Origin of the sequence: Limibacillus halophilus (genome assembly GCF_014191775.1) — a bacterium.
Lineage (GTDB): Bacteria > Pseudomonadota > Alphaproteobacteria > Kiloniellales > CECT-8803 > Limibacillus > Limibacillus halophilus.
In genome coordinates, this window is sequence record NZ_JACHXA010000001.1 from 543,305 (window position 1) to 568,565 (window position 25,261).

20 protein-coding genes are annotated in these 25,261 nt (G+C 57.4%); 18 read left to right on the forward strand and 2 right to left on the reverse strand.

The window, feature by feature from the left end; all coding sequences use genetic code 11:
- The first annotated feature begins 14 nt into the window (after nt 1-14).
- The 8 genes from FHR98_RS02535 to FHR98_RS02570 all read left to right on the forward strand — a co-directional run bounded on the left by FHR98_RS02535 (nt 15) and on the right by FHR98_RS02570 (nt 9,646).
- Nucleotides 15-836 carry a nitrilase-related carbon-nitrogen hydrolase gene (locus FHR98_RS02535; RefSeq protein ID WP_221205679.1) on the forward strand — a complete coding sequence of 274 codons (822 nt, stop codon included), beginning with the start codon at nt 15-17 and terminating at the stop codon, nt 834-836.
- Entirely contained in the window at nt 829-2,220 is a 1,392-nt protein-coding gene (locus tag FHR98_RS02540; protein ID WP_183415041.1) for an MmgE/PrpD family protein, read from the forward strand. The genes FHR98_RS02535 and FHR98_RS02540 overlap by 8 nt, the downstream gene beginning before the upstream one ends.
- A gap of 269 nt (nt 2,221-2,489) precedes the next feature.
- Entirely contained in the window at nt 2,490-4,082 is a 1,593-nt protein-coding gene (locus FHR98_RS02545; RefSeq protein ID WP_183415042.1) for an ABC transporter substrate-binding protein, read from the forward strand.
- Between the two features lie 125 nt (nt 4,083-4,207).
- Entirely contained in the window at nt 4,208-5,194 is a 987-nt protein-coding gene (locus FHR98_RS02550) for an ABC transporter permease (RefSeq protein ID WP_183415043.1), read from the forward strand.
- Nucleotides 5,195-5,206: 12 nt separating this feature from the next.
- On the forward strand, nt 5,207-6,151 hold the full coding sequence (locus tag FHR98_RS02555) for an ABC transporter permease subunit (RefSeq protein WP_322091207.1): 945 nt from the start codon (nt 5,207-5,209) through the stop codon (nt 6,149-6,151).
- 10 nt (nt 6,152-6,161) lie between these two features.
- Nucleotides 6,162-7,199, forward strand: a complete 1,038-nt coding sequence (locus FHR98_RS02560; RefSeq protein WP_183415044.1) for an ABC transporter ATP-binding protein — start codon at nt 6,162-6,164, stop codon at nt 7,197-7,199.
- Nucleotides 7,196-8,230, forward strand: a complete 1,035-nt coding sequence (locus tag FHR98_RS02565; RefSeq protein ID WP_183415045.1) for an ABC transporter ATP-binding protein — start codon at nt 7,196-7,198, stop codon at nt 8,228-8,230. Before FHR98_RS02560 ends, FHR98_RS02565 begins: the two co-directional genes overlap by 4 nt.
- A 51-nt stretch (nt 8,231-8,281) precedes the next feature.
- Nucleotides 8,282-9,646 carry a dihydroorotase gene (locus FHR98_RS02570; RefSeq protein ID WP_183415046.1) on the forward strand — a complete coding sequence of 455 codons (1,365 nt, stop codon included), beginning with the start codon at nt 8,282-8,284 and terminating at the stop codon, nt 9,644-9,646.
- A gap of 73 nt (nt 9,647-9,719) precedes the next feature.
- On the opposite strand, the gene FHR98_RS02575 is transcribed toward FHR98_RS02570, so the two are convergent.
- Entirely contained in the window at nt 9,720-12,179 is a 2,460-nt protein-coding gene (locus tag FHR98_RS02575) for a GcvT family protein (protein WP_183415047.1), read from the reverse strand.
- A gap of 21 nt (nt 12,180-12,200) precedes the next feature.
- Between FHR98_RS02575 and FHR98_RS02580 the strand changes: the two genes are divergently transcribed.
- From FHR98_RS02580 to cofH, 8 genes are all read left to right on the forward strand, one after another.
- Nucleotides 12,201-13,196, forward strand: coding sequence for a MurR/RpiR family transcriptional regulator (locus FHR98_RS02580; RefSeq protein ID WP_183415048.1), 996 nt, complete (start codon nt 12,201-12,203; stop codon nt 13,194-13,196).
- A gap of 144 nt (nt 13,197-13,340) precedes the next feature.
- On the forward strand, nt 13,341-14,261 hold the full coding sequence (locus tag FHR98_RS02585; RefSeq protein ID WP_183415049.1) for a carbon-nitrogen hydrolase family protein: 921 nt from the start codon (nt 13,341-13,343) through the stop codon (nt 14,259-14,261).
- A gap of 23 nt (nt 14,262-14,284) precedes the next feature.
- The gene (locus FHR98_RS02590; protein ID WP_183415050.1) at nt 14,285-15,292 is read left to right on the forward strand and encodes an LLM class flavin-dependent oxidoreductase; all 1,008 of its coding nucleotides are present in this window, start codon (nt 14,285-14,287) and stop codon (nt 15,290-15,292) included.
- 25 nt (nt 15,293-15,317) lie between these two features.
- Nucleotides 15,318-15,989, forward strand: a complete 672-nt coding sequence (npdG, locus tag FHR98_RS02595; protein ID WP_183415051.1) for an NADPH-dependent F420 reductase — start codon at nt 15,318-15,320, stop codon at nt 15,987-15,989.
- 38 nt (nt 15,990-16,027) lie between these two features.
- Nucleotides 16,028-16,798 carry a coenzyme F420-0:L-glutamate ligase gene (gene cofE, locus FHR98_RS02600; RefSeq protein ID WP_183415052.1) on the forward strand — a complete coding sequence of 257 codons (771 nt, stop codon included), beginning with the start codon at nt 16,028-16,030 and terminating at the stop codon, nt 16,796-16,798.
- Nucleotides 16,795-17,754 carry a 2-phospho-L-lactate transferase gene (gene cofD, locus FHR98_RS02605; RefSeq protein WP_183415053.1) on the forward strand — a complete coding sequence of 320 codons (960 nt, stop codon included), beginning with the start codon at nt 16,795-16,797 and terminating at the stop codon, nt 17,752-17,754. Before cofE ends, cofD begins: the two co-directional genes overlap by 4 nt.
- On the forward strand, nt 17,751-18,503 hold the full coding sequence (cofC, locus tag FHR98_RS02610) for a 2-phospho-L-lactate guanylyltransferase (RefSeq protein WP_183415054.1): 753 nt from the start codon (nt 17,751-17,753) through the stop codon (nt 18,501-18,503). Before cofD ends, cofC begins: the two co-directional genes overlap by 4 nt.
- Before the next feature lie 5 nt (nt 18,504-18,508).
- Nucleotides 18,509-20,893, forward strand: coding sequence for a 5-amino-6-(D-ribitylamino)uracil--L-tyrosine 4-hydroxyphenyl transferase CofH (gene cofH / locus FHR98_RS02615; protein WP_183415055.1), 2,385 nt, complete (start codon nt 18,509-18,511; stop codon nt 20,891-20,893).
- 19 nt (nt 20,894-20,912) lie between these two features.
- Here cofH and FHR98_RS02620 read toward each other — a convergent pair whose 3' ends face one another.
- The gene (locus tag FHR98_RS02620) at nt 20,913-22,277 is read right to left on the reverse strand and encodes an aminotransferase-like domain-containing protein (protein WP_221205680.1); all 1,365 of its coding nucleotides are present in this window, start codon (nt 22,275-22,277) and stop codon (nt 20,913-20,915) included.
- A 580-nt stretch (nt 22,278-22,857) separates the two neighbouring features.
- On the opposite strand from FHR98_RS02620, the gene FHR98_RS02625 reads away from it, so the two are divergent.
- Together FHR98_RS02625 and FHR98_RS02630 are read left to right on the forward strand one after the other, a co-directional pair.
- Nucleotides 22,858-23,985, forward strand: coding sequence for a pyridoxal phosphate-dependent aminotransferase (locus tag FHR98_RS02625; RefSeq protein ID WP_183415057.1), 1,128 nt, complete (start codon nt 22,858-22,860; stop codon nt 23,983-23,985).
- Between the two features lie 226 nt (nt 23,986-24,211).
- Entirely contained in the window at nt 24,212-25,249 is a 1,038-nt protein-coding gene (locus FHR98_RS02630; protein WP_221205681.1) for an agmatine deiminase family protein, read from the forward strand.
- The last annotated feature ends 12 nt before the right edge of the window (nt 25,250-25,261 follow it).

Genomic DNA, 25,261 nt, shown 5'->3' on the forward strand with positions numbered 1-25,261 from the left:
GAGGAGGGGTTAAAGTGCGAACGGCACTCATTCAAATGAAGGCGTCGATGGAGCGTGACGAGAATCTATCCCGTGCGGAGGCAATGTTACGCCAGGCCGCCGAACAGGGCGCGCAGGTCGCCTGCCTTGCCGAGTGTTTTGCGACTTGGTTTTTTCCGCAGAAGATCAATCCGGACGACCAGCAATTGGCAGAGCCGATTGACGGGCCGACGATGACGTTGATGCGCCGTACGGCTAAGGCCTTAGGCATGGTGCTTGTGGTGCCCTTCTACGAGCGGGTTATGGCGGGCGAACTTTACAATTCGACCGCGGTTGTCGATGAGAAGGGCGAAATTCTGGGCCTTTACCGAAAGCACCACATTCCCATGAGTGCCTATTTCAACGAGAAGTTCTATTTTCGCCCTGGGAACAAGGGGTACCCAGTGTTTGACACCACTTTCGGAAAGATCGGCGTGCTCATTTGCTATGATCGCCACTTCCCGGAGGGTGCACGGTGCTTAGGGTTGAATGGTGCAGAGGTGGTTTTTGTTCCAACCGCCACCACCAAACGTGGATTCTCTCAGAGCGTCTGGGAGCCAGAACTGCGCGGCCATGCGATTGCCAATGGTTATTTTGTGGCTGGCGTGAACCGCGTCGGCACCGAATTCGAGAGTGAGTATTACGGCAAGAGCGTTTTTGTCGATCCTATCGGGCAGATCATCTCGCAGGCGAGCGATACGGAAGAAGAGATTCTGATCGCCGACCTCGACCGCGCACGTTTGGAAGAGGTGCGGCAGGTTTGGCCTTTCTATCGGGATCGTCGGCCGGAAGCTTATGGAGCCATTGTCGATGCCTGAAACCGCAACGCTGGCCGAAAAGCTGGCTGGATTTACCACGCGACTGATAACCGAAGGTTGTGACGATGCAGCGATGTCCAGGGCAAAAACCTATGCCCTGGACACACTGGCCGTAACACTTGGTGGGGCGATGGCGGAATCCTCCAAACGAACGGTCTCCGGGCTGACCCGGTTCGGTAGCGGCGGTCCTTCCGCCGTCTTCGGTAGCGGGTTGCGCCTGAGTTGCGGCGAGGCCGCTTTGGCGAACGGAACGTTAGCCCATGCGTTGGAGTTGGACGACGATCATCGGATCGGCGTTTTGCATCCCGGCGCGGCTGTGGTGCCTGCCGCTTTCGCAATCGCAGAGGCGTCGGGGGCCAGCGGCCGGGATTTTCTTCTGGGACTCATCGCTGGCTATGAGGTGGCCTGTCGGCTGGGAGAGGTCTTCCGTGGCAGCTTGTTTCGCTACGGTTTCCACCCGACCGCGCTTTGCGGTGCTTTGGGCGCTGCTGCTGCCGGTGCGGTTGTTCTGCGCTTGGATAGCATCGCTGCAACACGCGCGCTTGGTATTGCGGGGACACAAGCCGCCGGATTGGTGGAATGGCGTGCAGACGGCTCCTGGATAAAGCGCTTGCATCCAGGTAGGGCCGCTCAGTCCGGAGTAATTGCCGCGCTGCTGGCGGCAGAAGGCTTTACGGGGCCCGCCACGATCCTGGAAGGGGCGGGCGGCTTTTTTGCAGCCTTTGGCCACGATCAGAAACTGGACACCGAGGCCGTCACGCGGGGCTTAGGAACAGACTTGCGGGGGCTAGGGACGGCGATCAAACCCTATCCCTGTTGCCGCTTTGCCCACGGCGCCATTGATCTCGCCTTGGAGGCGCAGCGCGCCGGGATCGCAGTTCAAGACATTTCAGAGGTCGAAGTCCGCTTGTACCGGACCGATGTGCTTACATATCATCCGGTCCCCATCAATGCGGTCGATGCGCAGTTCAACGTCCCCTACCATATCGCCTGTTGCCTGCTCCAGGGAAACATAGGCCTGAAAGACTTTACCGTCGAGGCCGTGCAAAGGCCTGAGATCCTCGCTTTGGCGGCTAAGGTAAAGGTCGTCGAAGATGATGCGCTGAGTGCGCTCTATCCAGAGGAGTATCATACAGTCCTGCGTGTGAAGACGCTCGACCGCGAGGTCAGACAGTTCTTAAGCACCTGCCCGAGCGGCGACCCCGAGGCCGACCGCTATAAGATCGACAGCAGTCTCTTTGACAGGGAGGCGATGGCAAAAACTAGGTCGTTGCTGAGTGAGTGTGGTTACGGAAACCGGGTTGAGAAACTGATCCAATTGACGGACGGACTGGATACGGCGCGGGATTTGTCCCCGCTTTCTGAACTGCTGGGCCAAAAATGATGAGTGCCGTAACCTCTTGTATCAAAATGACGATCTGGAGTTCCGCCTCTTTCGTGTGCCAGTATGCGGAAATTGTATGCCATACAATTAATCCATTTTGATCGATTATTGGACCAATTGTGCTTGACGTTACCCCCGGACAATCCATAGACTTTTATACTGCCGATGAAATGAGAGCCGGCGAAGTTCCGCCTTGAGAATGCTCATGAGGGCGCCATCAAAGACGCCGCAGCGGAAACCGAGTGAAACCAGGGAGAGGGGTTGTTTCGATGAAAAACAGGTTACTTTCAATTGTTGGAGCAGGAGGCTTGGCTGTCGCCTTGTCCGCCGCCGCTACTATGAACGACGCCCGCGCGGCAGAGTTTAAGTGGGCCTTCTCTGGCGATGCCCAGACGCTTGATCCATACGGCTTGAGCGAGATCTATACGACGGGGTTCCAGGGTAACTTTTATGAATCTTTGGTTCGGCGTGGCCGCAACCTTGGCATTGAGCCCGCATTGGCCGAATCCTGGGAGAGGGATGGCGATACGGTTTGGCGCTTCAAGTTGCGTGCGGGTGTGACATTCCATAATGGAAATCCCTTCAACGCAGACGATGTGATTTTCTCCTTTCAGCGTGCCAGAGGCGAAACGTCCGACGTTAAGGCCAAAATTCGCTCTATTGCGGAGCTGAAGAAAGTCGATGATCTGACGGTTGAGATAACCACCAACGGCCCAAGTCCAACGCTGCTCAATGAAATCGCCGACTGGTACATAATGGATCAGGAATGGAGCGTCGAGAACGGTGCGGAGGAAGCGGCCGACGTGCGTAAGGGAAGCGAAAACTACGCGACCCGTAATGCAAACGGCACCGGCCCCTTCATGGTCGTCAGCCGTGAACCTGACGTACGAACGGTATTCGAACCCAATCCGAACTGGTGGGATAAGCGTGAGCACAACGTCGACAAGGCGATTTTCACGCCGATCAAATCCGACGCAACACGCGTTGCCGCCCTGTTGTCGGGTGAGGTAGACATGATCTATCCCGTTCCGTTGCAAGATGCCGGCCGCGTCGATAGCAGCGATCAGACAAAGATGCTGCAGGGCGAAGAGATGCGGATCATCTTCTTCGGTTTCGATCAAAATCGCGACGAGCTGCTTTACTCCAACGTAAAGGGCAAAAATCCCTTCAAGGACCGCCGTGTCCGTGAGGCTGTTTATCTGAGCATCGACGAGAATGCGATTGCCGACCGGATCATGGAAGGCGCAGCCAAGCCGACGGGCTCCTATATCGCGCCTCAAGTCGAAGGCTATGACCCCTCCATGGAGGAGCGCCCTGCCTATGATCTCAAGCGCGCCAAGCAACTGCTTACCGAAGCGGGTTATCCCGATGGCTTTGAGGTGACTTTGGATTGTCCCAATGATCGCTATGTAAAGGACGAGGACATTTGCGTTGCAACGGCAACGATGCTGGCCAGGGTCGGTATCAAGACGCGGGTTAACGCAATGACCAAAACCAAGTACTTCGGCAAGGTTCTGGACCGTGATACCAGTATGTACATGATGGGTTGGGTTCCGCCCACCTATGACGCGCACAACGTGCTCTACGACTTCCTTGGCACCAAGGCAGAGGGAGGACAGGGCAAGTGGAACATGGGTGACTACTCCAATCCCAAACTTGATGCGCTGCAGCAAAAAATTGCGATGACCGTGGATGCCGACGAACGCAGGGCTTTGATCAAAGAGGCTTTGAGGTTGGCGGCAGATGATATCGCGATGATTCCTCTGCATCAGCAGACACTAGCCTGGGGCGTTCGTGAGAATGTCGAAGTCAACCAGCGCGCAGATAACGTCTTCGAGTTGAAAACGACGAAGATAAAGTAAGCCGTGGTGCAAGAATTCCCGGGGCGGAGAGGATTTTTCCGTCCCGGGTTCTTGCCGGTACTGCGAAATAATTGTTACCTCACTCGAGTCGCCACCCCCAGCCAGCGAGAGACATGATTTAAGAGATGATCGCCTTTATCCTACAGCGCTTCTCGCAGGCCGTTTTGGTGGTTCTCACCGTCGGATTGATCGCTTTTGCATTGTTTCGCTTTGTTGGCGATCCGGTGAACAACATGGTTGGCCAGGACGCGACATTGCAGGAACGCGAAGCCTTGCGCGAAAACCTGGGCCTCAACGATCCGGTTTATGTACAGTTTGGCCGCTTTGTGCTGGGGGCGGCACAGGGAGAGCTGGGAATCTCGTATCGGATGGGGCGTCCGGTGTCCGACCTTTTTGCCGAGCGCCTGCCTGCTACATTGGAGTTGAGCCTGCTATCAGGCTTCCTCGCGTTGGCTTTTGGAATCCCCATGGGCGTTCTTGCCGGGGTTTATCCCCGCCGCCTTTCAAGCCGTGGATTCATGCTTGTTTCGTTATTTGGAATCTCCTTGCCGCCCTTCCTGGTCGGTATTCTGCTGATCATGATTTTCTCGGTCATGCTCTCCTGGCTGCCGTCTTTTGGCCGCGGAGAAGTGATTGGGCTTGGCTGGTGGACGACGGGAATGCTGACCGCTAGTGGCTGGAAGGCTTTAATTTTACCGTCCGTCACATTAGCACTGTTTCAGATGACCTTGATCATGCGACTGGTCCGCTCGCAGATGCTGCAGGTCTTGCGTTCGGACTATGTGCGGTTTGCCCATGCACGGGGCTTGATTCCGCTGCGGGTCAATTTCCGCCATGCATTGAAGAACGCAATCGTCCCCATCATCACGGTCACTGGACTCCAAATCGGATCTATTATCGCATTCGCGATTATCACCGAGACGGTGTTTCAGTGGCCGGGTATGGGGCTCTTGTTTATTACGGCGGTCCAGTTCGGTGATATTCCCGTGATCGCGGCTTATCTGCTGCTGGTTTCGGTCATGTTCGTCTTGATCAACCTGATCTGCGACCTGCTGTACTTCGTTGTGGACCCGCGGCTGCGCGCTGAGTTCACGCAAAAGCAAGCAGCTTAGAGGAGGCTGATCGTGGCAACAGAAGGTGCAACGGCAGCGCGAACGACAGGCTTTCTTGCGCGCCTGCGCGGCAGCGACGCTGTATTCTCGCTGATAACGTCTCCGGTGACCTTAATCTCGGCGATCATCACGGTTGTGCTGTGTGTCGCTGCGGCACTTTCGCCCTGGATTTCTCCGCATGATCCCTTCGATCTGGCGTCAATTGACCTATTGGCCTCTCGCTTGCCGCCAGCTTGGACGGATGAAGGTTTGGACGGGTATCTGCTCGGCACCGATGCGCAGGGGCGCGACATGCTCTCCTTGATCCTGCACGGGATGAGAATTTCTCTGCTTGCGGGGCTGCTTTCCATGGCCTTTGCATCGGTGGTAGGCATTATCCTGGGGCTGATCAGCGGTTATGCCGGCGGTATGATCGATGCGGCCATCATGCGGCTTGCCGACGTGCAGTTGAGCTTTCCGGCTATCTTGATTGCTCTGCTGATAGACGGCGTGACGAGAGGCTTTCTGCCCGCAGAGGTGCACGATGCGCTGGCGCTGTACATCATCGTGCTGTCCATTGGCCTGGCCAACTGGGCGCATTTTGCCAGGACGGTGCGCAGTGCGACGATGGTCGAACGCCGACGCGAGTATGTGCAGGCAGCCCGTATCATCGGCGTTAGCCCAATGCGGATCATGCGCAAACACATCTTGATCAACATCGTCGAGCCGGTGTTCGTGATCGCGACTGTCGGGTTTGGGATCGCGATCATCATGGAGGCAACACTGTCGTTCCTGGGCGTGGGCCTCCCGCCGACGGCGCCTTCTCTCGGGACGCTCATCCGCATCGGTAATGATTATCTCTTCTCCGGTTACTGGTGGATGACGATCTTTCCCGGCGCCGCATTGTTGTTGCTTGTCTTGTCTATAAACATCTTGGGGGATTGGCTGCGAGATGTCCTCAATCCTACCCTTCGCTGAGGGCCGCAGTATGACCTCAGCACCATCGAAAGAACCGATCCTACGGATTGAAAAGCTCAACGTCGGACTTCCGACTCGCCAAGGCAACCTCAAGATCCTGGATGACGTCAGCTTTTCGATTCAACCGGGCGAGGTCCTGGGAGTCGTTGGTGAATCGGGCGCTGGCAAGTCAATGACTGGGGCGGCGGTGATTGGCTTGCTGCCACAGCCTGCCCGAATAGCCTCGGGTGAAATTTGGGTGAACGGTCGCCGGATCGATAACCTCTCCGAGCAGGCGATCAGGGCCATTCGTGGCCGTGAAGTCGGGACGATCTTCCAGGACCCCATGACCAGTCTCGACCCTCTGTTCACGGTTGAAGATCAACTTGTGGAAACCATCCGCACTCACTTCAATGTGACGCCGGCCGAAGCGCGGAAGCGATCGGTCAAGCTGCTAGACGATGTCGGCATCCCTGACGTGGAACAGCGGATCAAGCAGTATCCGCACCAGTTTTCCGGCGGTATGCGGCAGCGCGTGGTGATTGCCCTAGCGCTTGCAGCCAATCCCACACTCATTATTGCCGATGAGCCGACTACAGCGCTCGACGTGTCGGTTCAGGCCCAGATTCTGGGCGTCTTGAAGCGGCTCTGCCGGGAGAATGGTACCGCCGTCATGCTGATTACCCACGATATGGGGGTGATCGCCGAGATGGCGGACCGGGTCGCTGTCATGTACGCCGGGCGGGTCGCGGAAATCGGTAAGGTCGAAACATTACTCGAAGCGCCAAACCATCCCTATACGAAGGGCCTGATGGGTTCGATACCGCTGTTGGGCGCGCGCCAGGACCGCCTGACGCAGATTGGCGGTGCGATGCCACGGCTTGGGCAGGTGCGACCGGACTCCTGTCCCTTCTCGAGCCGCTGCCCGGTTGCCATGGATCGTTGCTCGATGGAGCGTCCGCGCCTGGAAGCAGCCGGTGCCGGGCTGGTGGCTTGTTGGCGCAATGATCTGCCGACGCTTGATAGCGGTGAAGCGCCTAACAGGCCCAGGAAGGTAGCCCAACGATGACCGAAGCGCCGCATTTTCTGGAAATTTCAGGGGCCGTCAGGCATTTCGATGTGTCAGCCCCCAAGATTCAACGTCTTCTGACCGGGGCACCACGGCGAATTCTAAAGGCCGTTGACGGAATCGATCTGTATGTCCGTAAGGGCGAGACCTTCGGTTTGGTCGGCGAATCCGGGTGCGGAAAATCCACGGTCGCTAGATTGGTGGTCGGACTGTACGACTTGTCAGCGGGTGCGATCAGTGTCGATGGGCAACCGATTGGCTTGCCATCTGGTGGCCGCGAACAGGGATCGACGGCACCGCGTGTCCAGATGATTTTTCAGGATCCCTATTCGTCACTCAATCCGCGCTGGCGCATTGCCGATATCATTGCCGAGCCCATTCGCGAGGGGCGACTCATCGAGGGTGAAAAGGAGACTGCGCGACGCATTGCCGAGTTGTTGGAGTCCGTAGGGTTGTCGGAAAGCGATGGTCGTCGGTTCCCGCACGAACTATCCGGCGGTCAGCGCCAACGAATCTCCATCGCCAGGGCATTGGCAGGCGAGCCAGAGCTTCTGGTGTGCGATGAGCCGACTTCGGCCCTCGATGTTTCGGTGCAAGCGCAGATACTGAACCTGATGCGCGACCTGCAAGAGCGCTACAAGCTGACCATGCTCTTCATTTCCCACAACCTGGCCGTCGTTGATTTCATGTCGGACAAAGTGGGCGTCATGTATTTAGGGCGGATCTGTGAGATCGGCACCCCTGACGAGGTATTTGCCCATCCCAGACATCCCTATACCCGGATGCTTGTCGACAGCATTCCAGACCTTTCGAAGCGCCGTAGAGATCGAGACGGCGCAGCGGGCGAATTGCCCAGCCCAATCAATCCGCCACCAGGGTGCTCGTTCAGTTCGCGCTGTCCGCTGGCCCAGGAACGCTGCCGGAGCGAAGCCCCGCAGTTGAAGCCCTATGGAGAGAGTTGGGCGTCCTGCCACGCAGCTGAGGAAGGGCGCTTGCCTGCCTGGAGCCGCTCGGGCAGCGCAGGGGGCTAGCCAGAACTGAAGCGCCGAGGACGGCGTCGGTGTTAGAGAGGGAGAGTCTAGATGTTTGATCTTTTGTTAACTGGCGGAAACGTCGTTGATCCTGTGAACGGGACCTTTCGAGGCGATATTGGTATCAAGGATGGTCTGATCGCAGGCATCTTGGTTCCGGGTTCCGGTGCGGCGGCGAAGAAGATCGTGTCGGTCGACGGGAAGCATGTGTTCCCGGGCGGCATCGATCCGCATACGCACTTGGGCTACGCGAATCCTTTCGCGCAGGACGTAAACACCGAGACCGTTTCAGCGGCGCTTGGCGGGGTGACGAGTGTGTTGAGTTTCCATCGTCACTACCAGAACGCCATACCGACACCCTATGACGACTACCCGGACCTTGTGTCCATGGTGGAAGACCAGGCCCATGTTGATGTCGGCCTGCATTTTGGAATCCTGACCGAATCACAGGCTGATGAGCTGGACAAGTACATCGACCTCGGCGTCTCTTCCTTTAAGTTCTACATGGCCTATCGCGGCGCTGACGGCAAAACCGTTGGTATGATCAATGAAATCGACGATGGCGTGATGTTCGACAGCTTCAAGAAGCTCGCGGCGCATGATCATGCAGTCGCCTGCGTTCATTGCGAGAACACCGACATCATCGGCCGTTACGCCAAGCGCGTGAAGGAGAGCGGCATGGATGGGTTGGCGGCTTGGAACGCCGCGCGGCCAGCCTTTGCCGAGGCAGAACACGTCCGTCGCGCCGGTTATTTCGCGGAGCAGGCCGGTTGTTCGCTTTACTATGTTCATATCGGCGCGAAGGAAGGCTTGCAGGAAGCCTTGATCCAAAAACAACGTTACGGGCGGATTACGGTGGAAACCTGCACCCACTACCTGACCCTGACCGAAGATTCCGATGTTGGCACGCTGGGAAAAGTGAACCCGCCGCTGCGCAAACAGGACGATTTGGAGCGTATCTGGGAGGGTGTGATTTCCGGTGAGATTTCCTGTGTCGGCACCGATCACTGCGCGGTTTGCCGCGCACAGAAGCAGGGCACGATCTGGCAGGCGGCGTCCGGTTTCCCAGGTATGGCAACCATTTTCCCGGTTATGTTGACCGAAGGCTATCACAAGCGTGGGATGTCCCTGCAGCGGGTTGCCCAGGTGACCTCCTACAACGCGGCTAAAACCTTTAACCTCTATCCGCGCAAAGGCACGTTCCAGATCGGCGCGGACGCGGATTTGGCCGTTGTCGATATCGAAATGGAGCGGGTGGTGGACGCTTCCGTCCTTGGCTCGGCGTCCGATTTTTCGTTGTACGAGGGTAAGACGCTTAAGGGCTGGCCGGTCATGACCTTTCTGGGCGGCAATCTTATCGCCCGTGATGGTAAGGCTCTTGGCGCGCGTGGTAACGGTAGCTTCCTGAAACGCTGACCGGGGTCAGCGTATGCAACAACGGCGCCGCTATCGAAAGCGGCGCCGTTTCCAATTTCCATCCGGGGCGTTTTCAGGCGCCGTCGTCGACCTTCATTCGTGCGCCCTTCGGATCGTGCAGGGCTTGAAGGCTGGCCGTCGCCGCGTGGCGCTTCCCTGCGGCCTCGATCTCGAACTTACCTTGTTTAACCAAGGCCGCTGCGTCGGCCCCCTGAAGGCTCATGTAGCCCATGGCAACCGCGCTGCCGATCGTATAACCGTAAGCTGCGGATGTTGTGTGTCCACAGACTCGTCCATCAACAATGATTGTCTCGCTGCCCTGTAGCATGACCTCCGGATCGTCGGCTTTGAGCAGAATGCGCCGGCGGTTGATTCCAAACTCACGTTGCTTCAGCAACGCGTCGCGTCCAATGAAATCACAGCCTTTATCGAACTTCACAGTGAAGCCCATACCGGCGTGCAACGGTGTGTCGTCGGTGCCGATGTCGTGACCCCAGGAACAATATCCCTTCTCCAAACGCAGGCCGCCCATTGCCACAGTCCCACCGCACCGCAAGCCGAGACCCTGCCCGGCATCAAGCAGTGCGTTGTATACGGGGAGTGCTTGATCGGAAGCGATATGGATTTCCCACCCGAGTTCGCCGACGTAGGACACGCGTGCGGCGCGCGCCACCGTTTTGCCAATCTCTATCTCTTGATGTGTCATGAAGGGAAAATCGGCGTTGCTAAAGCTTGCATTACTGACGCGCTTTAGAAGGGTGCGGGCATTGGGGCCCATGACGGAAATAACTGCATAAGCGCTGGTCACGTTCACCAGTGTTACCCATTCGTCATCGCGCCGTTGCTTGCTTAACCAATGGAGATCGCGTTCGGTTTGCGCTGTGCCGGTGATGAACAGGTAGCGATCGCTGGCCAGACGCATCAAGACAGCATCGCTTTCGTAGCCGCCGCGCTTGTTGAGAAGGGGAGTATAAACAAGCCGGCCAACAGGAACGTCGACGTTGTTGGCGGCAACCCTTTGCAGGTAGGCCACCACATCGCGACCCTCGATCTGCAGTTTGCCGAAGGGGGATTGGTCGAAGATCGCGACTTTTTCGCGGGCGGCCTTGTGTTCCTCAGCCACGATATCGAACCAGCCCGGCTTGCCGTAGGTGAGGGTCGGATCGAACGGTGTGTTTTCGGGGATGAAAAAATTGGGCCGCTCCCATCCGGACCGTTCGCCGAATTGCGCGTTGTTGCGCTCATGCGCGCTGTGTAGCGGCGTCAGGCGAACATTGCGTGCGGTCTCGGGCTCACGGCCTGGATAGCTGATGGCGTAATGCTTGGAAAGCATCTCCGCGGAGCGTTCCTTTAGTGTCGCAAGATTATTGCGGAATCGGCCGAAGCGGCGGATATCGACTGAAGAGAGATCCAGTGTCGGCTCGCCGTTGATGACCCATTCAGCCAGTGCGCGCCCAACGCCGCCGCCGCTCGCCATGCCCATGGAGTTCATTCCACAACCAACGAACAGGCCCGCCAGCTCCGGCGCTTCGCCCATCAGGAAGTTGCCGTCGGTGGTAAAGCTTTCCGGTCCATTGATAAGTGTTTTGATCTCGGCACTTTCGAGCGCCGGTATGCGGCGGATAGCACCTTCGATAATCGGTTCGAAGTGGTCCCAGTCTTCCTTGAGAAGATCGAAGCAGAAGTCGTTTGGCAGGTCTGCCAGATCAATTGCACGGGCGTTCGGCTCAAAGCAGCCGATCAGCAGGCCGCCAACCTCGTCGCGGATGTACATATGGTTGTCGTGATCGCCGATGATCGGCATGCCGATGCGCACCCCATCGATGGCTTTGGTCATAATTGCATAGTGTTCGCATGGATTGAGGGGGATGGATGCGCCCATCATCAAGCCAACACGGCGACTCCACAGACCGGAGCAGACCACCAGTTTGTCGCAGGTGATCGTCCCTTCGGCGGTTTCGACGCCGCTGACACGGCCGTTTGTCACGCGAATGTTGGTGACCGCTGTGTCCTCGTAAAAACTCACGCCCCGCATCTTTGCGCCCTTTACGAGGGCCGCGCAGGTATCGCTCGGATTGACCCTACCATCGTTCGGTGAATAGATGCCGCCGATAACGTCATCCAGGTTTGCAATGGGCCAGTAGTCGGCTATCTCGTCAATCCCGATTTCCCAAGCCTCGACATTGAATGCCCGCGCCAAGGTACCTTGGCGCCGGTTGTGGGTCATCCGATCGGGTGTGCTGGCGATGGAAATGCTGCCGCACTTAATCCAACCGGTTTCCTGCCCCGTTTCCTCCGCTAGCGAAGAGTACAGCTCCGTGCTGTACTTGGTAAGTTGTGTGAGGCTCACCGTCGATCGCAACTGCCTGACCATAGCTGCGGAGTGCCAAGTGGTGCCGCTGGTCAGCTTCGCGCGCTCCAAAAGCACGACGTCTTTGCAGCCATTCTTCGCCAGATGATAGGCCGTGGAGCATCCAAGGATGCCGCCGCCCACAATGACAATTTCAGCGTGGCTTGGTAGGGTTTTCGTCACAGGGGAACGCTCCTATTGTAGATGTTTGGCATCGATAAAAATAAATGGTACATTTGTTCGGTAAATTTAGAGACTGAAAAAAATGTTTTGTCAACTCCGCGTCTGAGCGGATGTTTGGAAAGGGCGTGTTGTATGACCGTAGAAGAGGTTCGAAATAAGATCCTTGCTGAATTTCCCGCCATGAGCCCGCAGCTTCGGCGGGCCGCGCAGTACGTTCTCGACAATCCCAATGGCGTCGCTGTCAGCTCCATCCGCAAACTATCGGAAGCCGCTGGAATCAAACCAAATACCTTGGTGCGTCTAGCACGAATTCTCGGCTTTGCCGGCTTCGAGGAGTTCAGGCAACCCTTCCGTGATTCTGTGACAGGGGCGGTTGATAGCTTCCCCGACCGCGCCCGCTGGTTGCAGGCTCTGGCCAAATTCAACAGTCACGGCCAGCTGTACAGCCAGATGGCCGCGGCCTCGTTGGCAAATATCGAACAGTTGTTTTCTAACACCAGCACGGATCAGCTTCGCGCCGTTGCGAAACGGATCGTGAAGGCGCGCAATACCATGATTGTCGGTCTCGGAAGTTGTTATGCGCTGGCCTACAGCTTCTGGTACGTAGGCCGTATGGCGTTGGACAACCTAGTCTTGTTGCCAAATCATGGAAGTTTGCCTGTGGATGACGTCGCACGGATCGGCAAGCAGGATGTCTTGATAGTGATTTCCTTCAATCCCTATCGGACGGAGGTGATTCAGTCCGTCCAACTCGCCAAGCGACAAGGAGCAACCGTCGTGGCGATAACAGACAGCCAGGCCGCGCCAATCGCTTTTCAAGCTGATTACGTTTTTGTTTCGCCAACGCGCACGCCGCAATTCTTTCCCTCAACCCAAGCCCCATCGGCGTTGCTGGAAACCTTGCTGGCTTTCATAATCGGCGAGAGCGACCCGAAGGTTATCGACAGGATTAATTCATTCCACCGTAGACGCCAAGATATGGGTGCCTACCGGGAAGAGCCTTTCCTCGACTCTTGATATACGACCCAAAAAAACAAACAAAAATTCTATAACTTGACTTCAAGAAAACATTTGTATCATTCTCTCCTTGAGCGATGAGCTCATACAGATTTATGCGCCGAGGGGTTCTGAGGCGCCGCAGATATCCGCGGGAGAGGAGAAATGGTGACCACTGATAAGAAGCGTGAGGTCGAGGTACTTGTCGTTCAGTGCGGCGGTGCCGACCCGGTTCCCGAAAAGAATGTCGAGGCTAACATCAAGCTCGTTTACGAAGCAGTGAAGGATAGGAAACCGCACTTCATCGTATTCACTGAGCTTTCAAACACCCAGTATTTTTGCGGCTACAACGACCCCAAGTGGTTTGGCCTCGCCGAGCCGATCGATGGCCCGAGTGTGACGCGTATGCGCGAAGTCGCCAAAGATATCGGCTGCTACATCCTTTTCACATTCTATGAAAAGGGATTCGTAAAGGGAGAGTACTTCAACAGCCTTGCAGTGATTGATCCGCGCGGCGAGCTCGTGCCCGGCACTTTGCCGGACGGTCGTCAGGTCAAGTGCTATCGTAAGTGCCATATCCCCGATCAGTACAGCTACTCACCGGGCCTCAACGAGCGCTACTACTTCAAGGGCGGCCCGGGTCTGCCGGTTTTTGACACCGACCACGGCCGAATCGGCTCGTTGATCTGCTACGAGCGCTCCTTCCCCGAGGGCTGGCGTGTTCTGGCGCTGCATGGTGCGGAAATCATCTTCGTACCGACCGCTGCCTGGGGCAATTATCGCGCCGACAGTTGGGGGTTCGAATTGCGTACCACGGCTGTTCAGAATGGCGTCTTCGTGGTGGCTCCGAACAAGGGTGGGTCGGAGATAACCGAGGGCGAGCGAATTTTCTACGGACATAGCATTGTCTATAGCCCAATGGGCGAATTGTTGGCTGAGGGGCCGAAGCAACAGGGTCCGGCAACCATCTGGGCAACCCTGGATATGTCCGAGGTCGAGCGCCATGGGCGCCGTTACACCTTTTTCCGCGATCGGCGGCCGGAGCTCTATAGCTCGCTCGCCGACGTGTCCCGCAATGGTTACTGATTAAAAGTAAGGAATTTAGAGCTATGGATGTAGGCGTTTTTCTGGGCACGCAGCACTTGCCCGATGCGAATATTCGTCAGGAATTCGAGAACCACCTCGTGCAAACCAGAGCGATTAGGGACGCTGGATTCGATGCCCTTTGGCTCGCACAGCATTACCTGACCTACCCGGATCAGTTCTTGCAGACGACGCCGATGATGGCGCGCCTCGCGGCAGAAACCGGCGATATGACGCTGGGCACCAACATTTTCGTCCTTCCGCTGCACAACATCATCGACGTGGCAGAGCAGTATGCCACGCTGGATATCATCACCGGTGGCAAGTTGATCTTCGGCGCCGCCCTGGGGTATCGGGACATCGAGTACAACAATTTCGGCGTCGACCGGAAGCGCCGCGCAAAGTTGTTCGACGAGCAGATCGATGCACTGAAGCTGTTGTGGGAAGAGGACAACGCCACCTTCGAAGGTGAGTTCGTGAAATTCGAGAACATCTCGATCCGCCCGCGCCCCTTGCAGCGCCCCCGTCCGCCCATCTGGCTGGGTGCGGCCGCTGATCCGGCCATCAAGCGTGCGGCGATCAAGGGCGATGCTTGGATTGCAACGTCCGTCACGCAGTATGATGCCGTGAAGGAGCAAGTCGGTCTTTATCATCAGGTTCGCAAGGATGCCGGCCTACCGAGGCATCCGGAGGGAATCACCAAGTGCGTCGAGCTTTACTGCGCGCCTACCAAGGCCGAAGCCATGGAGATGGGCGCACCCTTCATGGCCAACAAGTATAAAGCCTACTATTCCTGGGGCATGGGCAAGAACGTGCCGGGCGTATCCGGCGAGGACCTGCCGCTTGAGGAGTTGATCAAGGGGCGTTTCGTCGTTGGTGACCCGGAAGAGTGCATTGCCGAGTGCCAGCGCCATCGTGACGAGCTCGAGTGCTCGCACTTGCTGGTGCGTATGAACTTCCCGGGTATGCCGCTGGAGAACGTGCTGAAAGGCATCAAGCTCTTCGGTGAAGAGGTTCTGCCGCATATCCGCTAAACAATTGCAAGAAGAAGAGGGTGTTATGTCGTCGAACAAACCGAGTGTTGCTGTAATCGGTGGTACGGGGGCGCTCGGTGGCGGCATCGCCTATCGCCTGACGTTAGCGGGTTATCGCGTGATCCTTGGATCGCGCGATGCCGCTAGGGCCGCTGAGGCCTCGCAGGCGTTGAACGCACGTGTTGGAGGGGGTATGGCTGTCGGAGCCTCCAACCGAGACGCGGCGGAAAAGTGTGAGGTGGTCATTCTGGCTGTGCCTTTCTCCACGCATGAGGAAATTCTGACCGATATTGCCGGGCAGTTGGAAGGAAAGGTTGTGGTCGATACGACCGTTCCACTTGTGCCGCCAAAGGTGTCGACCGTCCAGGTTACACAGACGGGGTCGCCGGCAGCCCGGACAGCGGAAGTTCTGGGTGATAAGGCGCAGGTCGTCTCTGCCATGCAGAATGTTGCCGCCGACAAGTTGGCAAGTGGTGAAGACGTTGCTTGCGACGTGCTGGTCACCGGTAACAACGGCGACGCCAAAGCCACAGTGATCACCTTGATTACCGACATGGGTATGCGCGGAATCGACGCCGGTCCCCTGGCAAATAGCATCGCCGCCGAGGCCTTGACATCGATTCTGATAGGCTTGAACCGTCGGTACAAAGTAAAGGGCGCAGGTATCCAAATCACTGGTCTGGAAACTGCATCCTAGTCCGGAAAGCTATCAGAGGAGGGGGCGAAAGCTCGACCATGGGGCCTGCAGCAGTCACCTTGAGCGCAATAGGCGGTATACCGATCGTCGAACCGGGAGATGATATCGCTGCGCTCTTGATTGCGGGTCTGAACCACAACGGCATTACCCTTCAGGACAATGACGTTTTGGTCGTTGCGCAGAAAATCATCTCAAAGGCCGAGGGCCGCTTCGTCGATCTGCGCGCTGTTGAGCCAAGTCCGCAGGCCCGAGATTATGCAGATCGGGCGGGCAAGGACCCGCGCGTTGTCGAATTGATTCTGGCTGAGTCGACAGAGGTTCTGCGCTGCGTTCCGGGTGTTATCATCGTGGCGCATCGATTGGGACATGTCGCGGCAAACGCGGGCATTGATCAGTCCAACGTACAAAAGGCGGATGGTAAAGAGCCCGTACTTCTTCTTCCGGTGGATCCGGACGACTCCGCTTCGCGCCTGAAACAAGCCCTTGATCGCCATTTTGGCGTTCGCGTTGCAGTGATCATCAATGATAGCGTCGGCCGCGCTTGGCGTTTGGGCACCGTGGGCATGGCGCTGGGGGTTGCCGGGCTCCCGGCACTGGTTGATAAGGTGAACCAGCCGGACTTGTTCGGCCGCAAGCTGGAATCCACACAGATAGGGTTTGCCGATGAACTGGCGGCTGCGGCATCGCTGGTCATGGGACAGGCCGACGAAGGCCAGCCCGCGGTGTTGCTACGCGGCGTCATCTGGGATCAGACGTCATCCAGCAGTCGTGCCTTGCTGCGCCCAGTGAATGCGGATCTCTTCCGATGACCGGAGGGCGTATATTGGCCCTATGCGGCGGTGTCGGCGGCGCAAAACTGGCTCATGGCCTTGCTGTGACGGTGCCAGCGGACAAGCTCTCGATCATGGTCAACACCGGCGATGATTTCGAGCATCTCGGGCTGCACATCAGCCCGGACGTCGATACGGTCCTCTATACACTTTCCGGGCGCGCCAATAAGACGTTGGGCTGGGGGCGTGGCGACGAGACCTGGAGTTTTCATGAAACCCTTGGGGAGCTTGGACTGGAGACTTGGTTCAGGCTCGGAGATCGGGATCTTGCGCTCCATGTGGAGCGGACGCGCCAACTGCGATCCGGCGTGAGTCTAAGCGACGTTACAGCGGCGCTTGCAACGCGGCTGGGAGTGGGCCCGCGCATTCTTCCCATGAGTGATCAGCGCCTCTCGACGGTGGTCCATACTGCTTCCGGACCGCTTGCATTCCAGGAGTATTTTGTTCGGGAAGGCTGTGCGCCAGTGGTAGAGGCCCTGACCTATTGGGGAGCCGAAGCGGCAGCACCTTCACCCAAAGCGCTTGATCTGCTTAATGACGATGGGTTGGAGGCAGTGGTGATCTGTCCGTCGAATCCGTTCCTCAGTATCGCGCCGATGCTCGCGATGCCGTCGTTCCGAGATGCGCTTGCGAAGTGCCGCGCCCCGGTAGTGGCTGTTTCGCCGCTTGTCGGTGGTGACGCTGTCAAGGGGCCTCTGGCGAAGATCATGCACGAGTTGGGCTTGCCGCGAACTCAACGGTCGCTCGTGGAGTACTATGGCGACCTCGTAGACTGCTGGGTGGTGGACAACCGTGACACGGTGGAAGCCAGAGGGATACCACTGCCGGTTCTGGTGGCCAAAACTGTCATGCATGACGAAGCGAGTCGCGCCCATCTGGCGGCAGAAGTACTCGAATTCGTGTTGTCCCTGCCACGCGGTGGAGGTGAGTCATGATTGGCCGCCGATTTAGATGGGTGGAGGGACAACAGGGGTTGCACGTTGTGGTGCCGGTGAAATCACTGGCACAAAGCAAAAGCCGTCTGGCGCCCCTTCTTGCGGCCCAGGATCGCCAGAAGCTAACACTCGCGATGTGCAGCGATATCCTACAGCTCCTGCGTGGATCGCAGACGATCCAGAGTATCAGCGTCGTGACCCGAGATGCGCAGGTCGCGGCATTGGCGCGAGCCGTGGATGCCACCGTGTTGGTTCAGCAGGCTGATTGCGGATTGACAGCAGCAGTTGAAGCGGCCGCGGCGCACCTTGCGCGCCAGGGAGCCGACAATCTTTTGTATCTGCCTTGTGATGTGCCGCTGCTCGGCTATCAAGATCTTGAAGCATTGGCACACTGCGCGGGCCGACCGTCGTCGATAGCAATTGTGCCGTCACATGATGGCGAGGGAACCAACGGCTTGTTGTGCCGGCCTCCGCAAGGGTTCCCCTTTGCCTTCGAGGGAAACAGCTTCCATCGACATCGAGCGGCGGCGCGCGAAGCGAATTTATGCATGCAGGTGCTGCGTCTCGACGGCCCCGCACTCGACATAGACAAGCCAGACGACGTCGAACGCTTCCTGAAGCGTAGCGCCGGCGATCCGTCGGTGGGTTTACGCACCCGGCGTCTGCTGTTGGATGAACTCCAGCTTCGTCAGGAAATGGCCGGACCAGGCGGCGATTTTGCACGCCAAGGCTTTGGAATGGGATTGTAATGGATATGCGACTAGAGACTGATAAGCCTTCAGTGCTGGGTAGAGTTCTGAGCGATGGAGAGGCACGCGAACTCGCGGGCAGACGGAGTCTGGCAGGCTTGATGACGGCTGCCGGCCACCTGAGAGATCAGGGGTTCGGGGAGCGAATTACCTATTCGCGAAAAGTCTTCATACCGTTATCGCAGCTTTGCCGCGATGTTTGCCACTACTGCACATTTGCTAAGGCGCCGCGGCATCTGAAGAAAGCGTTTCTGAATCCCGACGAAGTGCTGGAAATCGCTCGGCGCGGCGCTCAAGCCGGTTGCAAGGAGGCTCTGTTCACTTTGGGCGACAAGCCCGAAGCGCGCTATGAAATCGCGCGTCAGGAGCTGGCAACCCTGGGTCATCGCTCGACCTTGTCGTATCTGGCTGAGATGGGTCGGCTTGTCCTTAAGGAAACTGGTCTGCTGCCCCATTTCAATCCTGGGCTGATGACTGCGGAAGACCTCGCCATGTTGCGTCCGCACGCTGCGTCCATGGGGATTATGTTGGAGACGGTATCGGATCGCTTGTCGGAACGTGGCAACCCTCACTTTGGGTCGCCCGACAAGTATCCGGCCGCGCGTTTGGCCGCGATCGAAGATGCAGGAAAAGCCAAGGTTCCCTTTACGACTGGGCTATTGGTCGGAATCGGCGAGACCAGGGAAGAGATTGTGGAAGGCCTGCTCGCAATCCGCCGGCTACATGAGGCCTATGGCCACATTCAGGAAGTCATCATCCAGAACTTCCTGCCAAAGCCCGGCACCAAAATGGCGGACGCGCCCGCGTCGGACCTGGAGACCCACCTATGGGCCATCGCGGTGGCGAGACTCATTCTTGGACCGGAGATGAGCATTCAAGCGCCCCCGAACCTGCGCCGGGAGGAGATGGGTGCCTTGATTGATGCCGGGATCAACGATTGGGGTGGTGTTTCGCCGGTCACTCCTGATCACGTCAACCCGGAGGCGCCATGGCCGCATCTTGAGGACTTGGCCACCAAGACCGCACAGTGCGGTAAGGTTCTGACGGAGCGCCTGACCGTCTATCCTCAGTACGTGAAGAACGGCGCCGCTTGGTTGGATCCAGAATTGAGATCAAAGGTCCTGCCGCTTGTGGATGCCGCAGGGGAGCTCCGCGAAGACGACTGGATCACCGGTATCTCGACCGAGCCGCCAGCCGCACAGTTAGGCCACTTGATGGCACGCTCGACGCGAACGACCACCCGCGCCTACACGGGCCTGATGCGCAAGGCCGGCAAGGGCATGGCCCTGACCGAAAGTGAGGTAGCATCGCTGTTCGAGGCACGGGGGCGAGATTTCAGCTACCTTTGCCGGACGGCAGATGAGATGCGTGCGCAAAGCTGCGGTGATGCCGTCAGTTTCGTCGTCAATCGCAACATCAACTACACCAACATTTGCTATTTTAAATGTCAGTTTTGTGCCTTCTCCAAAGGCAAGATGTCGGAGAACCTGCGGGGTCGGCCCTATGAACTGGGTTTAGATGAGATTGTGCGGCGCTCTCGGGAAGCCTGGGATCGGGGTGCCAGCGAGGTGTGCTTGCAAGGCGGCATTCACCCAAAATTCACGGGAGAGACCTATCTGTCTATCTGCAGGGCCATTCGCGAGGCGCTGCCGCAAATGCACATTCATGCCTTCTCGCCGCTGGAGATTTGGCAGGGTGCGGCCACACTCGGCAAACCGCTGGACAGTTTTCTCGCAGAATTGAAAGAAGCTGGCCTGAATACTTTGCCGGGGACCGCCGCGGAGATTCTAGACGACGCAGTGCGCGCTACGCTTTGCCCAGACAAGATCAACACGGAGCAATGGTTGTCGGTGATGCGTGCAGCACACGCAGCGGGGCTTAAGACCACTGCGACGATCATGTTCGGGCATATAGACGATACGCGTTCCTGGGCGCGTCATCTGCTTCACATTCGCGCGCTACAGGAAGACACGGGCGGTTTCACGGAATTTGTTCCACTGCCGTTCGTTGCATCCGAAGCCCCGATCTATCTCAAGGGACGAGCACGCCGGGGGCCGACCTTCCGTGAAAGCGTCTTGATGCATGCAGTCGCCCGTATCGTGTTCCATGGACTGATCGACAATATCCAGACCTCTTGGGTGAAGATGGGTCGTAAGGGTGCGCAGTCCTGTTTGCAAGCTGGCGCGAACGATTTGGGCGGTACCCTAATGGATGAGACCATTACCCGATCGGCGGGCGCCAGTCATGGGCAAGAAGTCGTGGCTTCCGATATGGAGAGTTTGATTGCGCAGATTGGCCGTCGCCCCTGGCAACGTTCGACCTGTTACGAGAAGATGCTTAGCGATCGACCGGCGGCAGAAACCGAGGCGGCGTGGCAAAACCTGGCGTGATTTCGTAAATCGATGAGGGTCAGACGACGGTCCCGCTGACCGCATGCTTGTGCTGGAGGATTCGAGCTAATCTCTCGAGGCCACTTTGCAACTGCTCCCGCGTCTCGCAGCCACCAAGGCTGATCCGGAAAGCCTGGATTGAGGGTGTCGGAGAAACTGCAAAATGCGAGGCGGGGGAGATTCTTACCCCCTGGCGCAGGGCCTCAGTGCAGAACTCATCAGCTTGCCAGCCGGCGGGAGCTAGCCCCCACACGTGGTACCCTGGGAAAGTAACGGGTTTTACGCAGTCCAGAAGCGACGTCGTCAGGGTCACGCGTGCTTTCGCTTCCCGGCGATGAAGGTCTAGGCACTTGTCCATCTGAGACCCGGCTAGAAGGATACCCGCCAGCTCGGCATAGAACAAAGGCCCGATCCATTGTGTGCTGATCAGCGCATCGTGGAATATAGGAAAAACCTGGGGCGGCACGACGGCATATCCCAAACGGAACCCGGGAGTCACACACTTGGAAAAGCTCGTCAGGTAAAGGGTTCGCTCGGGCGCGTAGTGAGCAATCGGGTGTAACTGATCACCGGCCAATGGCACATTGATCGCATCTTCCAAGATGATGGCGTCGGCTTTGCGGCATACCTCGGCCAGCGCGCGCCGCCGTTCCATTGAAAGGCTCGCTGTCGTAGGGTTCTGCGCGACCGTCGTGACGATCACGATCTTGGCCCCACTGTTCCGCAGTTCCCGGCCGACACTATCTGGCAGCAACCCCTCGTCGTCCATATCCGCGCCAATCAGCTTCAGCCCCCGGTACTCGGCAATACGCTTAATGCCGGTGTAGGTGAAAGGCTCGCAGATAACACTGTCTCCTGGTTTGGCTAGCGCTCCGAAAGCGGCCATCAATCCTTGATGCACACCGTGCGTTGGGAGTACCGACTCGACCCCGACATCAAGTCCGAAGCGCGACACCCACTCGGCGCCAGTAGCGCGGTGCCGGGAATTGCTGCCGTATGAAGAGTATCCAAAAGCGTCATGGCTGATTTTACGGGCCGCCACTTCTGCCAACGCAGCGTCGAGCAGACCTGCGACCAGATCGCTGGGCAAGGTATTGATACTGAGGTCGACTATCTCGGGAGCCGCACCGGGTAGCGTGGAGCGGTCTTTTACATAGGTGCCGCTGCCAGGGCGGGCGACCACTAATCCACGTCTCGACGCCTCCGCGATCGCACGGGTCACCGTCGCAATGGTTACACCGAACATCCGAGCCAAGTCGCGTTGGGGAGGAAGGCGATCGCCTTCCCTCAGATGTCCCCCGCTGATGCGGTCTTCCAGTGCACCCACGAGGGCAAGATACTTGGGGCCGCTGCCTGTATGTGTTTGCAGTTTCCATTCCGACATCGCGGCACTCATTAGCTCCAGCTATCGCCTATCCCGTTTCAGTGCGAACACGTCCTTCGTCGAGTATCAGGGTGTGTAGAACCTCGACAAGTACAGTCATGGCTATCGGGATGCCATGTTACAGGTGGCACCCCAAAGTTCAACGTGTGACACCGGCGCCGGTTTGAGATTGTTGGTGATCTCTGCTCGTTGAGTTTTCGAGCAGCAGCATTCTGTGATAAGCATGGTTTATATTGTACTATATTTTTCTAATATGCAAAGGAAAAGTGTACTATTTTTGAGAAACCGAAAAGATCGGCCACCCAGCTAGTAAAAAAGCGAATGAGGGCAAAGCATCTCAGAACTGAAAGGTTAATAAGTGGCAGATTCTGGGAGTTTTTTGCATCCACACAGCCCAGCATCCGGAACGAGGCGAGCCCGTAAACTGATTAATCAAGACCACAGCAGATCGGTGGCGCGATGCCATGTATTTTAACAATGTAATAGTATTTTTGTGATTGAGATTGTTTTTGCACTAGGTTAATATCTGATCAGTTGGTGTTCGGTAACTGCGATATTCGTTTAATTGAGGAGCTGAAAAATGGTGCGAGTTAGTGTCCCTGCTCTCGTCGAGGGCAAGGCCTACGTTCCCGGGTTGTCCAGGGAATACGTTGCTGAAAAGTATAATATTCCCATGGACCAGATAGCCAAACTCGGCTCGGCGGAGAATCCCTACGGACCCTCGCCCAAGGCGCTGGAGGCTGTGAAGGCCGCCGAGGGTCGGATCGACCTCTATCCGGATTGGACCGCCAAGGCACTGCGCGAGGCTATCGCGAAGCGTTACAACCTTGATCCGGATTGCGTGGTTTGCGGTTCTGGCGAAACGGAAGTGATCGCCATGGTAATCAGAGCATTCGCAGCTCCTGGCGAAGCCATTCTGATGCATGAACCCTGCTTTCCAATTTATCACATTTACTCGAACTGCGAAGGCCGTCGGCCGGTGTTCGTGCCGATGGGGGAAGACTTCGAGCCGATGGTTGATCGCTATATCGAGGCTCTGAAACAGAAGCCACGGATTGCGTTCGTTACCAATCCGCACAATCCCAGCGGTCGCTTCATCGAAGAGAGCGACATTCGCCGGATTTGCGAGGCGGCCAGCAAGGAGACGCTGGTGGTCCTGGACGAAGCCTACATTCACTACACCGAAACCGAGGGTGGGATGCACCTCCTTCCGGATTATCCCAATTTGATCGTGCTGCGGACTCTGTCGAAGGCATACGGGCTTGCCGGTTTGCGCGTTGGTTTTGGTGCGTCCGCGAACCGCGACTTGATCCTTCCGCTTTGGAACATCAAGCCGACCTGGAACATGGGACAGGTACAGGTCGCTGGCGGATCGGCTGCGGTATTCGACGACGAACATGTCGAGAAGACGGTTAAGACCATCGTTGAGATGCGCGACTATGTTACCAAGAAGTTGAGTGGCCTGAACCGTTTTCGCATGGTGCCTGGGTCCCGTAGCAATTTCTTCATGCTGGAGATTCTCGACCCGGCAATTACCTCCACCCATCTTTTCAATGAGCTGTTAAAGCGCGGTATTATTGCGAAGGATGGCCTGGACATCATGAAGGGCGGCGAGCGCTACATGCGTATCGACGTGAATCTCAAGCAACACATGGACCGGTTGGTGTGGGCCTTGGGCGATATCGAGGCGTCGCAAGCAGCTGAGTAATGCTGGCTCTGGCTCTTTAAGCCGCGTCAGCGGGACGATTCCTCCTTGCCGGGAGGTCGGGCGGCATCGGGAAACCATGCCGCCCCTTTTTTTGCACACACCGTCGGCCTCTGATCTCCCGTCATCGGCGTTCGGTCCAGTGACGGGGTTGTATGCGACGTGATGGTAGTGCCAAATACCAGAGTTCCCATACGCGTTTGATACTCCCAACCGTCGCAAAGTGATCATGGCGCCACGACACCAAAGTGAATCGGATTCTATTCCGGCCGATGCCTACCGGATGCCTGCGGAATGGGAACCGCACGAACGCTGCTGGATGATGTGGCCGACGCGCGCCGAGATCTGGAACGATATTGCTGCGACCCGGCGCGCCTTTGCGGCGGCGGCACGGACAATTCGGCTGTTCGAACCGGTGACAATGGTTGTGTCTCCGGCAGATGCGATGGCGGCCCGTGCGCTGTTAGGGCCGGCGATCGATGTACTTGAGGCGCCTATCGACGACTCATGGTGTCGTGACGCAGGTCCCTGTTTTTTGCTGGACGGCAAGGGTGACCTGGCGGGTGTCGATTTCTGCTTCAATGCGTGGGGTGGCAAGTATCAGGGGTACGCGAACGACGCGGCGGTCGCCGCCCGCATACTGGCGGCGGCGGGTGCCGAAAGAATCGGCTCGAGATTGGTCGCCGAAGGCGGCGGCGTAACTGTCGACGGAGAAGGAACGCTGATCACCACCTTGTCCTGCTTTCCCAACAGCAATCGAAATCCTGATTGGGATCTTGCTGAGATAGAGGATGAGTTGAAACGCTGCCTGGGCGTGCGCAAGGTGATTTGGCTCCCCGGCAATTCCTTCGACACGGAAACGGATGGCCATGTCGACGGGGTGGCGGTTTTTGCTCGGCCCGGGCTGGTTCTGGTTCAAACGACCGATGATAAATCCCAGCCGGAGTATCAAGCTTTTGCGGAGAACCTGGAGGCTTTGCGCGGACAGACGGACGCTAAGGGAAGGCCACTCCAAGTCATGGAAGTCAAAAGCGCCGTCGGCGCGGATTCGACCTCGATGCGCTTTTGCCGCTCCTACGTCAATTTCTATATGGCCAACGGAGCCTTGATCATGCCTTGCTACGGTGTGGAGGAGGACCGCGCTACGTATCGACTTTTCAGCGAGGTGTTTCCTGAGCGAAAGATCGTGCCTCTCGTTGTCGACGATATTGCATTCGGCGGGGGTGGCATCCATTGCATTACGCAACAACAGCCACGGCGGAATTAACTGACCGAAACG

What these genes read in the sequence shown, in the direction of transcription:
- FHR98_RS02540 (WP_183415041.1), top strand. Translation starts at nt 829, where the DNA reads ATGCCTGAAACCGCAACGCTGGCCGAAAAGCTGGCTGGATTTACCACG.
- npdG (WP_183415051.1), top strand. Translation starts at nt 15,318, where the DNA reads ATGTCGTCGAACAAACCGAGTGTTGCTGTAATCGGTGGTACGGGGGCG.
- cofE (WP_183415052.1), top strand. Translation starts at nt 16,028, where the DNA reads ATGGGGCCTGCAGCAGTCACCTTGAGCGCAATAGGCGGTATACCGATC.
- cofD (WP_183415053.1), top strand. Translation starts at nt 16,795, where the DNA reads ATGACCGGAGGGCGTATATTGGCCCTATGCGGCGGTGTCGGCGGCGCA.
- FHR98_RS02550 (WP_183415043.1), top strand. Translation starts at nt 4,208, where the DNA reads ATGATCGCCTTTATCCTACAGCGCTTCTCGCAGGCCGTTTTGGTGGTT.
- FHR98_RS02545 (WP_183415042.1), top strand. Translation starts at nt 2,490, where the DNA reads ATGAAAAACAGGTTACTTTCAATTGTTGGAGCAGGAGGCTTGGCTGTC.
- FHR98_RS02630 (WP_221205681.1), top strand. Translation starts at nt 24,212, where the DNA reads ATGGCGCCACGACACCAAAGTGAATCGGATTCTATTCCGGCCGATGCC.
- FHR98_RS02590 (WP_183415050.1), top strand. Translation starts at nt 14,285, where the DNA reads ATGGATGTAGGCGTTTTTCTGGGCACGCAGCACTTGCCCGATGCGAAT.
- FHR98_RS02585 (WP_183415049.1), top strand. Translation starts at nt 13,341, where the DNA reads ATGGTGACCACTGATAAGAAGCGTGAGGTCGAGGTACTTGTCGTTCAG.
- cofH (WP_183415055.1), top strand. Translation starts at nt 18,509, where the DNA reads ATGCGACTAGAGACTGATAAGCCTTCAGTGCTGGGTAGAGTTCTGAGC.
- FHR98_RS02625 (WP_183415057.1), top strand. Translation starts at nt 22,858, where the DNA reads ATGGTGCGAGTTAGTGTCCCTGCTCTCGTCGAGGGCAAGGCCTACGTT.
- FHR98_RS02565 (WP_183415045.1), top strand. Translation starts at nt 7,196, where the DNA reads ATGACCGAAGCGCCGCATTTTCTGGAAATTTCAGGGGCCGTCAGGCAT.
- cofC (WP_183415054.1), top strand. Translation starts at nt 17,751, where the DNA reads ATGATTGGCCGCCGATTTAGATGGGTGGAGGGACAACAGGGGTTGCAC.
- FHR98_RS02580 (WP_183415048.1), top strand. Translation starts at nt 12,201, where the DNA reads ATGTTTGGCATCGATAAAAATAAATGGTACATTTGTTCGGTAAATTTA.
- FHR98_RS02620 (WP_221205680.1), bottom strand. Translation starts at nt 22,277, where the DNA reads ATGTCGGAATGGAAACTGCAAACACATACAGGCAGCGGCCCCAAGTAT.
- FHR98_RS02560 (WP_183415044.1), top strand. Translation starts at nt 6,162, where the DNA reads ATGACCTCAGCACCATCGAAAGAACCGATCCTACGGATTGAAAAGCTC.
- FHR98_RS02570 (WP_183415046.1), top strand. Translation starts at nt 8,282, where the DNA reads ATGTTTGATCTTTTGTTAACTGGCGGAAACGTCGTTGATCCTGTGAAC.